The organism is uncultured Dokdonia sp., assembly GCF_937910895.1.
GTDB lineage: Bacteria > Bacteroidota > Bacteroidia > Flavobacteriales > Flavobacteriaceae > Dokdonia.
This window is the reverse complement of record NZ_CALEMI010000142.1, coordinates 21,807-38,979: the sequence shown is the minus strand read 5'-3', so window position 1 is coordinate 38,979 and position 17,173 is coordinate 21,807. Positions and strand designations below refer to the sequence as shown.

Annotated in this window: 11 protein-coding genes; 9 read left to right on the top strand and 2 right to left on the bottom strand. The window is 35.6% G+C overall.

Annotated features, from left to right (window positions below; translation table 11 throughout):
* Positions 1-74 precede the first annotated feature (74 nt).
* From Q0505_RS17080 to Q0505_RS17060, 5 genes are all read left to right on the top strand, one after another.
* Positions 75-1,949 (top strand): histidine kinase, encoded by a 1,875-nt coding sequence (locus Q0505_RS17080; RefSeq protein ID WP_299215490.1) that lies wholly within the window; start codon positions 75-77, stop codon positions 1,947-1,949.
* Positions 1,942-2,682: a LytTR family DNA-binding domain-containing protein gene (locus Q0505_RS17075; protein ID WP_299215488.1), complete on the top strand. Its 741-nt coding sequence runs from the start codon at positions 1,942-1,944 to the stop codon at positions 2,680-2,682. Before Q0505_RS17080 ends, Q0505_RS17075 begins: the two co-directional genes overlap by 8 nt.
* 115 nt (positions 2,683-2,797) lie before the next feature.
* Complete coding sequence (locus Q0505_RS17070) at positions 2,798-3,685, top strand: hypothetical protein (RefSeq protein WP_299215486.1); 888 nt, start codon at positions 2,798-2,800, stop codon at positions 3,683-3,685.
* Between the two features lie 225 nt (positions 3,686-3,910).
* Positions 3,911-4,171: a hypothetical protein gene (locus Q0505_RS17065; protein WP_299215484.1), complete on the top strand. Its 261-nt coding sequence runs from the start codon at positions 3,911-3,913 to the stop codon at positions 4,169-4,171.
* A gap of 240 nt (positions 4,172-4,411) precedes the next feature.
* Entirely contained in the window at positions 4,412-4,615 is a 204-nt protein-coding gene (locus Q0505_RS17060) for a hypothetical protein (protein ID WP_299215482.1), read from the top strand.
* A gap of 55 nt (positions 4,616-4,670) precedes the next feature.
* Here Q0505_RS17060 and Q0505_RS17055 read toward each other — a convergent pair whose 3' ends face one another.
* Together Q0505_RS17055 and Q0505_RS17050 are read right to left on the bottom strand one after the other, a co-directional pair.
* Positions 4,671-6,830 carry a TonB-dependent receptor gene (locus Q0505_RS17055; protein ID WP_299215480.1) on the bottom strand — a complete coding sequence of 720 codons (2,160 nt, stop codon included), beginning with the start codon at positions 6,828-6,830 and terminating at the stop codon, positions 4,671-4,673.
* Between the two features lie 37 nt (positions 6,831-6,867).
* A complete protein-coding gene (locus Q0505_RS17050) occupies positions 6,868-7,443 on the bottom strand; it encodes a hypothetical protein (RefSeq protein WP_299215478.1) in 576 nt (191 codons plus the stop codon).
* A gap of 202 nt (positions 7,444-7,645) precedes the next feature.
* On the opposite strand from Q0505_RS17050, the gene Q0505_RS17045 reads away from it, so the two are divergent.
* The 4 genes from Q0505_RS17045 (at position 7,646) to Q0505_RS17030 (ending at position 17,166) form a co-directional block, all read left to right on the top strand.
* Entirely contained in the window at positions 7,646-8,656 is a 1,011-nt protein-coding gene (locus Q0505_RS17045; protein ID WP_299215476.1) for a DUF1028 domain-containing protein, read from the top strand.
* A 1-nt stretch (position 8,657) separates the two neighbouring features.
* The gene (locus Q0505_RS17040) at positions 8,658-9,302 is read left to right on the top strand and encodes a DUF1801 domain-containing protein (RefSeq protein ID WP_299215474.1); all 645 of its coding nucleotides are present in this window, start codon (positions 8,658-8,660) and stop codon (positions 9,300-9,302) included.
* Positions 9,303-9,810: 508 nt separating this feature from the next.
* Positions 9,811-14,871 carry a translocation/assembly module TamB gene (locus Q0505_RS17035; protein ID WP_299215472.1) on the top strand — a complete coding sequence of 1,687 codons (5,061 nt, stop codon included), beginning with the start codon at positions 9,811-9,813 and terminating at the stop codon, positions 14,869-14,871.
* A 63-nt stretch (positions 14,872-14,934) separates the two neighbouring features.
* The gene (locus Q0505_RS17030; protein WP_299215492.1) at positions 14,935-17,166 is read left to right on the top strand and encodes a BamA/TamA family outer membrane protein; all 2,232 of its coding nucleotides are present in this window, start codon (positions 14,935-14,937) and stop codon (positions 17,164-17,166) included.
* Positions 17,167-17,173: the final 7 nt, after the last annotated feature.

Below are 17,173 nucleotides of genomic sequence, written 5' to 3'. Positions count from 1 at the left end.
AATGTAATGGATTTGTGTACGTATTATGTTCCAAAGAACTATCTTAATTTTAACATTTCATGTATGTTTGATGTATGCTAAAAAATATATTCCTATATCGTATTCTAGTCGTATTCTTGGTGTTTTCTTGCACTACAGATCAAAATTTGACAAGTAAAAGCATCAATAATCGTATTGCTCAATTACAGGAAAGATCGCGTCAGAGTTCCTCAGACTCAACCTTATTCTATTTAAAAAAAGCAGAAGCACTGATACAAACAGAACTCACTGTTTCTGATTCTCTCAGCATTGAAAATGATTATTTAATAGGTACTTATTATTCAACATTAGGTAAAACAGATAGCGCTTCTGTCTATTATTACAAAGCCATGTCCACGATTAAAGACGCTCCAAAAAGTGAAAGAGAACTCTTTTATTTTTATGAAGCCTGGAGAAGTCATTATCAATTACAAGAATATGGTGAATGTATTGCGATTTCAAAGAAAATAGCATCTATACTCAAAGAAGATGACTACAGTAATATATCAAAAGTATATTATCAATTCATACAAACGTACAAAGCCACTCAAAACTATAAAGAAGCGCTGAAGTATGCCGATCTACGTATTGATATTTTAAAAAAAACTAACAATAAAGAGTTATTAATTCGGGCAATTATTACCAGAACAGAAATACAATATTTTTATCTTAAAGATAAAATAGGAGCTTATCAAACTTTAGATACCATATTACAAGACAAAGAAAGTTTAAACCATGAGCAAAAAAGGCATTTGTATAGTGCATACGGGTATTACCTTCACGTAGATCAGCAATTTTCCGAAGCTCGAGATTATTATCTTAAAGGATTACAGGAACTCACCTATCTTGAAAGAACACCATTTTATATTGCCGAATACGCTAAAACTTATACAAATCTTGGAGAAGTATATTTAGATTTAAAAGTATATGATTCTGCAAAAATATACCTAGACAAAGCTGTATACGAAGATAATTTATATAGTTCTGAAAATACAAGGAATGGAATTTTAAGTTATAAACTACGATATGTCTATGAAACAAAATCTAGCTATACCGAAATTCAAAAATACCTAGATACGATTACTAAATATCAAAATGCGAGGTATGAAGAAAAGTATAACAAAGATTTAAAATCGCTAGAATCTTCATTCAAGGAAAAAGAACAGTTACAAGTTCTAAAACAACAAGCAGAAATAGACACGATAAAGACACAAATACAACTACTACTTCTATTTATACTATCCATATTATTAATTGGATTTGGTATTTATTTTTACAAAAGACGCCAGCGTTCCTTTGATAAAATGAGTTTACAAATGCAACAACGTTTGCTACGCTCGCAAATGAGTCCGCACTTTACCTTTAATACCTTATACGCCATCCAAAATAAAATTAAACAGGATCAACAAGGCGCTATCGATTACTTACTGAAATTCTCTAGATTATTAAGACTCATCTTAGAAAACTCTACAAATAACTATGTGTTACTGGAAAAAGAATTAGAATCGTTGCGTAAGTATATGGATTTACAATTAGTACGCTTTCCAGACACATTTGATTATGAGATTAAATTGAATGATTTAGAAGAAGAAGATTTTATATTTATTCCGCCTATGCTTATACAACCCTTTATAGAGAATAGCATAGAACACGGCTTTCAAGGCATTGATTACAAAGGCAAGATTACGATTACATTGACCGAAAAAGGAAATTTTTTAGAGTGTCGTATTGAAGACAATGGTATAGGAACCAATGCCAGTAAAAAGACCTATAAAGAGAAGGAATCTGTATCAACTACTTTGATTACAAATTTTATAGAAAAAGCAACCAAACAGAAAATTACCAATGTCAATAAGAAGGAGTTGGATGCTACTACGAGTGGAGTGATCACTACCTTTTTAATCCCTTATAGACTAACAGAGCATGATTAAAGCTATTATTATTGATGATGAAGCCAGCATTCGGGCTGATATCAGAGAACGTATTACAACTCATTTTAAAAATGAAATTAATAGTATACAAGAAGCAGATAGTGTCGCCTCTGGTATAAAAGCTATAGAAGCGTGCAAGCCACAATTAGTCCTGCTAGACGTAGATCTTGGAGATGGAACTAGCTTTGATTTATTACAAAAAGTAACCTATAAGGATTTTGATGTCATTTTTGTTACCGGATATGATACGCATGCTATAAAAGCCATTAAAGTAGGTGCGTTAGATTATATTTTAAAACCTGTAGATCACGATGAGTTTATAGCAGCACTACAAAAAGTAACTACAAAAGAAAAAAAAGAAAGTAATTTAGAAAAGTTAGTCGAGATCTCTAGTGAATATTTTAATGGCGTCAAAAACAAAAGAGTCGTTCTTAAAACCAGTGATAACGTATATGCTATTTATGAAGATGATATTATTTATTGCCGATCTGATGGTAATTATACAACTTTTTATACGCAGCAGCTGGAAAAAATTATGATCTCAAAATCCATTAAAAAAGTCGGAGAAATTCTTTCTGAAGATACTTTTATACGCTGCCATCAATCCTACATAGTAAATAAAAAACATGTGCTTAAATATAATAAACAAGGAGTTCTTGTAGTGCACCTTGATATTAAAGTACCTGTATCTAGTAGACGAAAAGAGTATGTACTTAAACGTATTTTTGATTAAAATCAAAAATGAAACAAGAGCTAGCAAATATGAAACAAACACATACGTATATATAAGTACGCTCCCATTTTGTATAAAAATTAGTACTATTACCTTGCAATTAAAATTTAAAACTATGAAAGCATTAATCCCTATTTTACTATTCACATTGTTTACAGTATTCCTATCCTGTGATACTGATGAGATCGTACCGCAAGAAGACTCTGTTACCTCGAGTGATTTAACAATTACAACAACACAGACAGAAACAGTAGAAAACAATAATGCTAGAGCTTCTTTTGGAGCTACTGCTCCAATAACACCAGAAGCTGTAGCTCTTGAGCATACGCTGCAATGGATTTCTTTTACCACATCCAACCTCATCTTTAGTAATACGCTTGCAAAAGAGCAATTTCTTGAACGTATAAACTATAATATCCTTACTAATTATAGTGATAGCACCATATATATAGAAGATTTAATAGGTCCAAATATTCCTGACACAGATCCATTTAAATTAGCGTTTAGAGAACGTCTTATTGAGATTGTCTCTCAATCTTATGTAAATGAAGGTTGCCCTCTAGGACCAACTGAAGCACCAGAACCACCTTTAGATACAGGAAATGGAGGAAATGGAAGTCCAATTATGCCTGGTCACTTTGAGCAATTAAGAACAAGTACACCTACTCCATTGGAAATAGCAATTATGGTAGATGGATTTTTAGCCTATATCATTGCTGATGAATGTATTGAAATATATCTGCCAATAGGCATGACACCAACGTTTACAGAAATCACATCATCCGCACACCCTATGACTCCAGAAACTGCAAATAATGGATATCGTATGTATGCTTTTCAACCCTGTACTCCGGGTGAGATTAATACAGCTACTGAAAATCAAACTGTAAACGAAGAATATGCCTCTGCTGCAAACGGTCCTATTATTATTGCAAGACCTACAAGATCAATGGGATGTGAATACTCAAATTATACTTTTGATTTTACCGATTTTTTAAATTAATATCAAACTAATACACATAAAAGTTCCCCATACGGTAATTACTGTATGGAGAACTTTTTTTAAAATAATAACGTATTTGAAATAAAAACAATCAGTTATGAAGTGACTATTGCTTTAATAATATAAAAAAGCAACATTTAGATATTAATACTTTATACTGGTTTTAAGTTGTTTACAAAAACCAGTATACACTAAAGCCTTTTTCGCGAAAAGCAGACACAAAAGGTGAGTGTCTTTAAAAAAGTCATTCTTATTTTAATAGCTAAAAATTTCAATATTATGTTAAAAAACATTTCAAATTTAGGAGAAACGTTAAGCAAAGTTCAACAACAAAAGGTCCATGGAGGAAAAGCCGCACCACCTGATTGTCCAATAGGATGTGGTGGAAAAGAAGCAGGAGATACCTGCTATAACTCTGCAGGGTGTAATTGTCAAGGCACTTGTAAAAGCTTTGGTGGCAATATTGTTTGCGACGGTATCCAATAATCGTCCTAAATCAAATCAAGGAGAATGTCATGTGTATTCTCCTTGATTTATATAAGATTACAAAACACCTTAAATCTCAGTCTACAGATTTGAAAAAAATAACATCACTTATGAAACGGCTATTGTTTTCTTAGAACAAAAAAGCCAACTTTAGATATCTTTTTTTGTAAAAGGCAGACACAAAGGGTGAGTGTCTTTAAAATCATCGCTTTTATTTTAATAGCTAAAAATCTAAAAACCATGTTAAAAAAGATTTCAAACTTAGGAGGCACTTTATCAAAAAAACAACAACAAAGTATCCATGGAGGAGCTGACTATTGTTTTGGAGGTTGTGTTGGAAAAAATGCAGGTGATAAATGTTATACCTCATCAGGAAATTGTAATACCGTATTATCAGGGATTTGTAAAAACTTTGGTGGGACACTAGGATGTGATCCTTCTTAAGACTAATTATTCTATCCATTGTCAAATTCCTCGATATACATCGAGGAATTTGTGTTTATAAATTATCCAGTTGATTACTATTCTTATCATCACTAATCGTCCAGAAAAAACCAACAAAAAAGAACTGATCTGCAGCGGGTGTTAACGCTCTTCTTTCAAAAGTTCCATTGGTATTGGGAGTGTTACTGTATTGGAACCCATTTACGTTATTAAAGCCTAACACATTATTGACAGAAACGTATAAAATCTTTTGTTGTGAGATCAAATACGCCCAGTTGAGACTAATACTATTAAAAGACTTGGTTTCCTCTTGTAAAAAACCTGACGTATTAGGATTGGTGTATGTACGTCCAGAGCCATACTGATAGCTAAAGCCCACTTGCGATTTCCAATCGGTAATAAAATACTTTGCCACTGCTGAGAAGTTATGTGTATTTGCAAAAGAAGGCGTTGCCCTTTCTGGAAAATTCAAATACTGTCGCTCTGTATCCAAAAAAGAATAACTTATCCAATAATCCATACTTTTTATACTCGTATTATCTCTCCAAAACACATCTAATCCTTGTGCAAACCCATTACCCCCATTCTCAAATACACTCTCTGTACTTGCAAATTCTGTATCAAAAGTCACAAGACGATCATACGTTTTTCTATACGCTTCTGCTCTAAAAATACGACCGTTGTTATTGTATTGATAGTTTAAAATATAATGCTGTGTTTTTTGAGCTTCTAACTCCTGACTAAACTTTAAAAAATCATTGGTGGGATTCTGGTAAAAATCACCATACGCAAATGACAATTGACTTTTACTACCTGTTTTATACGCCAAAGATACACGTGGCGAAACAGTCAACTGATTGACAAGATCACTATAAGAACCTCTCAACCCAGCTTTTAAAGCTAACTTTTTAGAAAAAATAACATCTGCTTCTGTAAAGAGTGCACTAATGTTACTATCGTATCCATACGTATCACGTATTGTTTGTGTATCAAAAACACCTGTAAAATCTTCATTAAAATCTGTAATAAACTGCTCTACTCCCATTGAGATTTTAAATCGATTTGAAAAACGCTTCTTGAATTTTAGTTTAACATGTGCTGAATTTTCGGTATTATTTATATCATTAGTGATAATACCTACATCTGTTTTTGCATACGTATAGCTCCCTCCTGTCTGAATACTCCACGTATCTGACAATACACCTGTATAGGATGTATTCACATATAGATTACTATTTTTTAAAGCAAAATCAACGCCATCTTCTAGATTAATATCTTCCTGATTCAATTCAAAGTTGGAAGTGTCAAAAGCTGTATATAATTTAAACAACCCATCATTGGTTCTGTACCGATAGACCGCTTCACCTGAAAGCGCTTCAAAAGGTTTTGACCAATCATTACGATCAGGATACGCAGCAATGTAGGGAGCTAGGTTGATATAGGAAGTACTTAAACTTAGAGAAGACTTCTCCCATTTTCTAGTGAGTCCTACTCCACCGCCAACAGACATCACAGAGATATCCGTTTTATTTTGATCAGGTTCATCAACAGTATTTAGTAAAAGTACACTCGAAAGTGCTTCTCCATATTCTGCCGAATAGCCTCCTGTAGAAAACGTAATGCCATCAAATAAAAACGGACTGTATCGCCCACGTGTTGGAATATTATTGGTAGTGGGCGTATAAGGCGTAAACACCCGAATCCCGTCGATAAATATCTGCGTTTCTCCAGCATCTCCACCACGTACAAAAAGGCGCCCATCTTCCGCGACAGTTGTCGTACCCGGAAGCGTTTGTAAAGCACCCACAAAATCGCCTAAAGCACTTGCCGTCGTAACAACATCTAGCGGTTTTAAAACCGATATTTTACTGTTATCACTCGCCTCAAAACTCCCCGCTGAAATCACAACCGCATCCAACGAATTGACATCTTCTTTAAGTTTTATAGGTAATTCCTTCATACTGGATACAGGTCCAAAATAAGAATACGGTTCGTAAGACAGAAACGTAACAATCAATACCTGATCACCTGTCTCACTTGTGGTAAAACTAAATGTCCCATCCACAGTGCTTGAGGCGCCATCGTAGGTACCGTCCAAGTATATGTTAGCCCCTTCGATCGGAATTCCTTTGTTGTCTGTAACCTTTCCAGAAACCGTCGCCTGTCCATAACTGCTGACACATAAAAAGAAAAATAAGACATATAAATAGTTCATAATGATTGATTTTGATGGATGATGGATGATGACTCTTTTAGACGACTTGATACTGTGAAGTCTGTGCCAGTCGTTTATTAGAAATAGACAATACAACGATAAGAATCGCTAAAGTAATCGCCATGGCGAGTGGTACCATCATAGGTGATGACGTCACTACCGTAAAGCTTAAGATAACCGCTCCAACCGAGATGATTCCTGCCATGATGGCGTATATTGGTTGTTTGTAAAACCACGCATACGGAAAGAAATGAGCCCCCGTAATGATCATATAAACAGGTACAAAATAGTCTGGTATCAACTTGATCACCAACACAAGAATAGGAAAATAGAATAGCTGTGCGATGTTGAGCAATAACCCTAATGGATGCAAAGGATTCTCCTTTATCTTCCATTGCGACTTATACACTTTTGAAAACAATAAAGCTAGTGGCATCATCATTCCGCTTACCGCCAGTGTTGCTGTATTTTTAATAGAGAGATCAAAATTTGTACTCCAAATAATTGTAATCAATATCCAAATAATAGTAGCAGCGGTAATAAAATCAATCCCTTGTTTTGCTCTGTATGCCAGATCTAATCGAGCTTCGTTTAATTGCGTTTTAGAAATCATAATATATCGTTGTTTGATGTTGACAAGACAAAAGTGTGGTTAATTACGCTTTCGCGAAAGCATAACCTACCCAACCGTCATTTTTTAATACCCAGTTGTATGTTCCCTACCAAACCTTGCTGTAAGCTTAGCAACCAAGATGTATTCACAAAAAACCGAAGACATTCCTAAGAATTCCTTAACTTTAACTTTAAAAAATACCATGAAAAAAAACTACACCTTACTTCTCGCTTTGCTCTTCAGTCTTAGTCTTTACGCGCAAGACACCTTTTCTATTATCGCTGTAGATCCCGCTACTGGTGAAGTTGGCTCTGCAGGAGCTTCTTGTGTGGATGGTATAGGCGCTTTTGGCGGTCTTATCGATATTATTACTGACATCATCCCAGGACGTGGCGGTGTGAACTCCCAAGCCTATGTGTGTATTCCTAATTCAAACCTTGCGAGTGCCATTGAGCAAATGGAAGCCGGACTCTCACCAGATGAAATCATTGATTTTTTAATCAATAATGATAACTGTGGTTCTCAAAACTTTAATCCAGCCTTTAGACAATACGGTATCGCCGATTTTGACCCAGAAGGAAACCCTAGAACCGCAGGTTTTACAGGAAACCTCGCAGACGATTTTAAAGATGATATCCAAGGTGCTACCTACAGTGTGCAAGGTAATATTTTGCTTAATGAAACCGTATTAACCAATATGGAAAACAACTTTAATACGACCGAAGGAAGTCTTGCCGATAAACTGATGGCAGCCATGCAAGGCGCCAATTTTGCAGGAGCTGATATGAGATGCCTAGATAGAGGTACTTCTTCTACCTCTGCCTACCTTGTGGTTTATCAAGCGACAGATGCACCTGGAAGCCCAACATTGCGATTAAATATAGAAGAAGTGCCTTTTGGTGAAGAGCCTATAGATGCACTTCAAGTCCTGTATGATAATGTGCTCTCGTTACAAGACAATACCCTTGAAGATACAGTACGTATCTTTCCAAATCCCGTCTCAAACCAGTTTCAGGTAGTCTTACCACCATCTACATTTATCTCTACTTTAGAAGTGTTTGATGTGAGTGGAAAACGAGTATATCTACAAACGCAATTTACGGGCTTAGACAGTGGAGAATTAATAGATAGCAGTTCTTTCAAAAAAGGGGTTTATTTTGTGCGCATTACTGGTAAAAAAGAAATACACACAGTAAAGATTATTAAACAGTAACATGAATACGCTTGAAAAAATAGAACACTATTTTACAAAATCATCCCCTTGGCAAAAGGGTCTTCAGCAATTGCGTACTGTTATTAAAGATACAGAACTTCAAGAAGACTGGAAATGGAGTTTACCTTGTTACACCATTAACGGGCGTAATGTGGTGGGCATTGCAAATTTTAAAAATCATTTTGGGGTTTGGTTTTTTCAAGGCGTATTTTTAGAAGATAAAAAGAATCTTTTACGCAATGCCCAAGATGGAAAAACAAAGGCGATGCGGTCTTTACATTATGAATCTCTAGAAGAGATTGATCCAACCATTTTAAAAGAATATCTCCTAGAAGCTATTCAAAATGCAAAAGACAGAAAGGAGATCAAACCCAATCGCAGCAAAAAGAAAACAATTATTCCCGTCGAGTTGGAGTCTGCTTTCAAGTCATATAATAACGAAGAAGTTTATACTGAGCATAGCCGAAGTACGAAAGCGCAATCATTAAAAACCGCATTTGAAGCCTTATCCCCGTCCAAACAAAGAGAATACACAGAACACATAGGGGGTGCCAAACAAGAAGCCACGCGATTACGAAGACTTGAAAAATGCATCCCCATGATATTAGAAGGTAAAGGGCTTAATGATAAGTACAAAAAATGTTAATCTATAAACCTCTAAGGTTGTTGCAATAAATTAGTATATCTAGTATTAATAAAAGCAAAAAAGAAGTGAACACAGCCGATTAGCAACTACAGGTTAATACTTAACTATATTAAAAAAAAGGGTTAAAGTCTAAAAAATAAACCCGCTGAAATTCTATTTACACAAAATTTTGGATACTGTCTATGAAAGATTTAAACCCATAAACTTTTAAACTCATCCGCCCATCCACCTAATTATATCGTTTAAAAAGTAAAACGTGCGCAATCGCATCACATTTTAATGCTAATACGTCAAAATTACTAAGACCATAAGTAAGTACTTTTTACAACAATGTTATACATTTACCGTTTATAAATCTATTGTAAAATACACCTTAGATAAGAGATCAGTAAACTACCTCGGGGCAAGCCCACGGAGGCATTTTAAGAAACGAACCATTTAATTTCGAGGCAAGCCTCGGAGCATTTAAATCTCGATTATCGAGTAAAACTTCCTATAAGGACCCCTTGTGAAAGAAGCTAGTAAAGACAAAGTAAAAAAGAAAAAGCGTTTTAAAATACTTCGTTTTGTAGGCAAATCACTTCTTGTGCTACTCATAGTATGCATTTCCTTAGTTCTTTTTGTACGAAGCCCATGGGGGCAGAATATCATTGTCAATAAAGTCACTTCATATATCTCAGACAAAACAAATACACGTGTCGATATTGAGCGCTTTTTCCTTACGTTTGACGGTAATTTGATGCTAGAAGGACTTTACCTGGAAGATCTCAAAGGCGATACACTCGTCTATTCAAAATCATTAGAAGCAGGTGTCGCGATTTGGCCACTTATTAAAGGTGATGGTATTGGTATCTCTTCCCTAGACTGGGAAGGCGTAAGAGCGACAGTTTCCAGAAAAGATACCACACAAGGTTTTAATTTTCAGTTTTTGATCGATGCATTGGCAGCACCTACGGAAGAAAGTGTCACAAATGAGCCTGCGCCTATCCCCGAAATTACACTCGGAGATCTTTCATTTAAAGACTTTGATATCGATTATGTAGATGATGTTACAGGAATTGATAGCAAGTTTGTGATAGGATCGATGCTACTCGAAGTGGATACTTTTGATTTGGAAGAAATGGCGTTTAACGTCTCAAAAACCGTATTGAAAGACGCTCGAATAAATTATCATCAAAGCCCTATTCCTCCTTCTGATGAGGAAGTTCCCTTACCAAAACTGGTTTTGGATGAGATTACCCTACAAAATGTAGTGGCAGATTATACCGATGTAGCTATGGGCTTGGAAGCAACACTAGATATCGATTCCCTATTCACTGAAATCCCGCTAATTGATCTTCAAACTAATACCATTGATATTACTACCGTAGAGTTAGCGAATTCTGAGATTGGTATCAACATGAATTCTGATGTGCAAGCTGCAACAACTACAAACAGTCCACAAGAATTTGAATGGCCAGCGTTTGATATTGAAGTTGGAAAGATTTCGCTTTCGCGAAATAATATATCATATCAGGTTGGTAATGCTGTTCCTGAGAAGGGTGTTTTTAATCCGAATGCTATTTTTCTTAATGACCTTTCATACCAAGGAACCAATTTATACCTAAAAGATACATCTGCAGGTACAGATATCAAAACATTACGTTTTAACGAAGCCTCTGGCATCCAACTCAAAAACTTCACGACTCGTTTTGAAATAACAGATCGTAGACTTATTGCAGAAGATATCGCCTTAGCCCTTAATAACAATAGCTTACAAGGACGGTTTCAGTTAGATTACAATTCTTTATCTAGCTTTATCAACGCACCAGAATCTGGTACCATAGCCTTGAATTTTCCTACTTTTCAGTTGGATGCAAAAGAAATCTTTCAATTTCAACCATCGCTTAAAGAAAATGAATATCTAGTTGCTGTTAGTGAAAAACTCATTTCAGGATCGTTAAAAGCACAAGGCGTTTTATCTTCTATACAAATTTCAAACGCAGACATCCAATGGGGTGCGTCTACAGAAATTGTGATGTCCAATGGAGTCGTAAAAAATGCGACAGATCCAGACAATTTGCAATTTGATTTCCCGACTGTACAGGCATCAACCACGAGGACAGATCTTATCAACTTTGTAAAAGAAGAAGACCTTAGTATCCGACTTCCAGAAAAGATCCAACTAAAAGGACGTTTAGAAGGAACGGTAGATGCGATAAGTACAGATATAAAAGTGACCACTTCGCAAGGAATTGCCTCTGTAAAAGGGATGTTTGAGAACAAGAAAGAACTTGCTTTTAATGCTAATATCAACATACAAGAATACCGTCTAGATAAATTGTTGCAAAATGAAAAACTAGGTCCTATCAGTTTGACTATTAACGGGAAAGGAAGTGGTACCAAAATCAATACCCTAGACGCTGATCTTACAGCAACAATTTCAAGTTTTCAACTAAATGAGTATGCGATCAAAGATCTTGAAATCAATGGTGCGATCAAAAACGGGAAAGGAACAGTAAAGTCTACTTATAAAGATGAAAATCTTAATATGAATCTAGAAGCCTTTGTGGTGGCAGATTCAATTGCTCCTGAGGCAAATATCAATATGAATATTATTGGTGCCGACCTACAAGCCTTAGGACTCATGCAACGTGATGTACGTACAGGCTTACAACTGAAAGCAAATTTTAAAGGCAATGCAAAAAACTACGAAGTCGATGGAAGTATTATTGATGGCGTTGTTGTCTATGATAATCAAACCTACCTATTAGGAAGTTTTGATGCTGCTGCGTATGTACATACAGATACCACGTCTATCTCTATAAGAAATAAAATACTAGATCTACAGTTAGAATCAAACACAGACCCTCAAACATTCGGAAATGCTCTACAACGTCACGTATTCAGCTATTTTTATCGAGATACAGAAGTCCCCGATTCTATTACAAAACCAGTGCGTATTAAAGTGAAAGGAACCATAAGTCAGGCACCTTTACTGAATGAAGTGTTTTTAGTAAATGTTAAAGATATTGATACCATTACCATTGCCGTAGATTTTAATGAAAAATCAAGGCAACTCAAGGCGAATGTAGTCGCTCCTCATATCAACTATGCAGGAAATGAAATAGATAGTCTTGCCTTTTCTATAGCAACAGATCGCGATGACTTTAATTTTGATTTCGGATTTAATGAGATAAATGCAGGTCCTTTTTCCATTAAAAAAACAAGCCTAACAGGTATTCAAGTCAATAACGAACTAGACCTTGAATTCCTTTCTTACGATGATGAAGTTAAATTAGTTCATGTCCAATCACGCATCACAGGAAATAGAGAACGGTTACAATTTAAAGTAGTTCCTGAAGATTTAATCCTCAACAAAAATGCTTGGACGATTCCTGCATCTAATGAGGTAATCTATACAGAAAATAAACTGGAATTTAATGACTTCAAAATCACTAAAAATGGACAGTCTATAGCAGTGACTGATAAATTCCCTTCCATTGAGAAAGACCATATTGCCATTGATTACACCAACTTCAAACTCAGAGAAATTCTAGATTACCTGAATCCCGAAGAACGCTTCGCAGATGGAAATCTTAATGGCGATTTTATTATAGAAAATCCTTTTACAGATGTAGGCGTGGTCGCAGACCTTACCATTGACAAACTGCAAGTGCTCGATGTTCCGCTGGGTACATTGACGATGGATGCAAAAGCATTGGGTAACGCTAAGTATGACTTTAACATGGGAATTAAAGGCGGTGAGGTACAATTAGATCTTACTGGAGATTATCTTGCAAAAGACGATGGCGCATTGTTGGATTTAAATCTCGACATTTCACAGTTTAATATGAAAGCGCTAGAAGGCTTTACGTTAGGTGAAGTGAGTGATGCAAGTGGATTTTTTACAGGAAAATTTGCCATAGATGGTCCTATTGCTGAGCCCAACTATAAAGGCGAACTCAATTTTAAAGAAGCACGATTTGAAGTGACTAAATTTAATACCCCTTTTACATTGCCTAATGAGAAATTAAATATTGACAATCAAGGACTCTCCCTAAATAAATTTACCATACTTGATGCTAATAAAAATAAATTAGTCCTCTCTGGATCTGTAGGGACTAAAAATCTTATAAATCCATCGTTTAACCTTTCGGTGAAAGCCAATAATTTTCAAATCCTAAACGCCACCGAAAAAGATAACGACTTCCTCTATGGAACCGCCGCATTTAATGCGGATGCAACACTAACTGGAGATTTACAAATCCCAAAATTAGATCTTAAACTCACGGTAACTCCTACCACAGATGTGACGTATATCATGCCTTCTGCTGCTGTAAACATAGAAGAAAAAGATGGTGTCGTTACTTTTGTAAACAGAGAGAATCCCGATGCTATCCTTACCAATACCGAAGAGCAGACAGCAGCTACCGTTACTGGATTTGATATTTCATCACTAATTACTGTTGGAAAAGGCGCTAAAGTAAAAATCATTATCGATGAAGAAACTGAAGATAACTTCCAAGTTTCTGGAGAGGGCGATTTTAATTTTACCATGCGACCTAACGGACGAATGAATCTTGTGGGCGTATATAATGTTGTAGACGGTCATTATGAAATGAATCTTTATAATCTGGTCAACAGAAGATTTGAGATTGTCAAAGGAAGCCGTATCTCTTGGTCTGGCGATCCATTTGATGCAGATCTTGATGTAAAAGCACTCTATGATGTAGAAGCTTCGGCATCTGCTTTAATGGCTGCACAGACTTCTGGTGCTGATCCTTCCATACGAGGAAAATTTAGACAAGTCCTCCCCTTTTACGTGTATCTAAATATTGATGGCGAATTATTACAACCAAAAATATCCTTTAATTTGGATATGCCTAAAGATGAGCAAGGAGCCATCGGCGGACAGGTATATGGAAGAATCCAACAACTCAACCAGCAGGAAGCAGAACTGAACAAACAAGTATTCTCACTCTTAGTACTCAACCGTTTTTATCCTGAGCCTGGCAGTGATGGAAGTCGCGGTGGCGCGGTAACCGTAGCAAGAGATAATTTGAATGATGCCCTTTCTGATCAGCTGAATGTATTTTCAGATAAAATTCTTGGAGATACAGGCGTAGAACTCGACTTTGGATTAGATAGTTATACCGACTATCAGGGTGAAAGCCCTACAGAACGAACGCAACTTGATATTGCAGCACAAAAGAAACTATTTGACGATAGGCTTATTGTACGCGTAGGTAGCGAAGTAGATTTACAAGGAAGCAGCTCCACAGGAGAAGCCACCCCACTTATTGGAAATGTAAGTTTAGAATATATCCTCACAGAAGATGGAAGATATCGTTTAAAAGGATTTAGAAGAAACGAATTTGAAAATGTAATAGATGGACAAACCATTACCAGTGGTATCGCACTTATCTTTACACAAGAGTTTAATAAATTCAGTGAATTAACAGATGCCCTTTTCTTCAAGAAAGCAGTAAAGAAAAAGGAAGAAGAAGAAAAAAAAGAAAGTGATGATGAAAAGGAGGAAAAAAATGATCTGCCAAAAATTGAAGGTACTAAAGATGAAGAAAACTAATTTACATATCGTATCGTGAGTAGACAAGGCTTTTATATCGCTTTAGGAACTATCATCAGTACCATGCTGATGGCATCTTGTAGTATTCAAAAGTTTATTCCAGAAGGAGAATTATTGTACACAGGCGCTTCTTTGGAAATCGAGAGCGATACACTTATAAAAAACAAAGACGAATTAAAAACAGTACTTGAAGAAGTACTGCGGCCTAAGCCTAATAAAAAGTTTTTAGGGATGCGACCTAGACTCTATTTCTATTATAAGAATCAACAAGAGAATCCAGGCTTTCTAAATAGATTATTGTTTAAAAATGTAGGAGAAGAACCTGTCTATCTAAGTGATGTAAAAACGTTTCAAGTAGAAGAGTTACTTCGAAACAGACTAGAAAATAGAGGTTTCTATTACAACAAGGCAGCATCATACATTATTGAGAATGAAAAAAAGAAACGAGCAAGTGCCGCCTACACTTTAAAAATATCGAGTCCTTATATTTTAGAAACCTATCAACTAGATACTTTGGTTGCTCCTATCTACAAAGATCTTAAAGAGGTGATTGCAGATTCCAAATTTAAAAAAGGAATGCGCTACGATCTCAATGCATTAAAAATGGAAAGAGAACGTATAGATAGTAAACTCAAACAAAAAGGATATTATAATTTTAATCCCAATTTTTTGCTCTTTGAGGTAGATACTAATCAATATAAAAACAAACGATTTGACCTTTTCTTGACCTTAAAAAAAGACGTTCCTGAAGAAGCTATTGTGCCGTATACCGTCTCTAAAGTAAATATTTATTCTAACTACGATTTACAGAACGATTCACTACAAAAAGAAAGCGTTCGATTCGCAGATAAAAACTTTGTAAACGACAATGACTTCTTTAAACCAAAATACCTAGATCCCTTTATTACGGTAGAAGAAGGAGATCTTTACAATCCTGTTACATCTAAAAATACTGCACGTAGACTCTCAACCATCGGTGCCTACAAGTTTGTGAATATCCAATATGAAGAAATCGATTCAATGTTGACAGATGGCACTCGGAACCTAGAAGCTTCTATCTATCTATCGCCATTAAATAAGCGAGCCATACGAGCCGAATTACAGGCAGTTACAAAGTCTAATAATTTTGCAGGACCCGCATTAGGATTTACATTTACTAACCGAAATTTGTTTAAAGGAGGTGAGTCGCTGAATATTAGTGCAAACATAGGATATGAAGTACAAATTGCTGGCGGTAATAATGCAGGATTGAGTAGTTTAGAATTAAGTCTAAAATCAGATTTAATTTTCCCTCGTCTCATCTCTCCTATAAAGATAGATAGTGATGTTTTTGAATACACCATCCCTAAAACTAAAATAGGTTTAGGAGCAGAATTCTTGAATAGAAGTCAGTTGTATAGTCTTTTATCAGGTACAGGTCAATTTGGATATATCTGGACTGCTAATAAATATGTAACCCACGAGATTTATCCAATATCCATCAACTATACAGAACTTTCAAATACGACTACTGCCTTTGATGATATTCTAGCAGAAAATCCTTTTTTACAAAGAAGTTTTGAACAACAATTTATTTCTGGGCTTACCTATTCTTTTATTTATAACGGAATGGTCTCTAAGAAAAAAAATAAGTTTTACATCAACAGCACGGTTGACATCGCAGGAAACAGTATTAGCCTTCTAGGACAAACACAAGAAGACAGTACTCGGAAAACTTTTCTAGGTGCCGAATATGCACAGTATGCAAAAGTAGATGCCGATATACGCTATCATTTTAATCTTGGAAATGATCAAAAAATCGCAACCCGATTATTTGCTGGGTATGGCTACGCTTATGGAAATTCTGATGTATTACCTTTTATAAAACAATACTATTCTGGAGGTCCTTATAGTGTACGTGCGTTTAGAATTCGCTCTTTGGGACCAGGCACTTTTTCGGGTGGGAGTACCAACAACGGTACTTTTTTTGATCAAACAGGAAATATAAGATTGGAGGCAAATGTAGAATATCGCTTTCCTATTTTTGGGTATGTAAAAGGTGCTGTATTTGCAGATGCAGGCAATATCTGGTTATCACAAGAAAACGAAGCCGTACCTGGTGGGAAATTTACGAGTAACTTTATTAATGAATTGGGAATAGGCGCTGGCATTGGATTACGCGTAGACATACAAGGTTTTGTGATTCGATTTGATCTTGCAGCTCCTTTTCAAGATCCTACCGCACCCGAAGGAGAACGCTTTGAATTTAAGATTGATGAACCTGTACTCAATTTTGCAATTGGATACCCTTTTTAATATGATG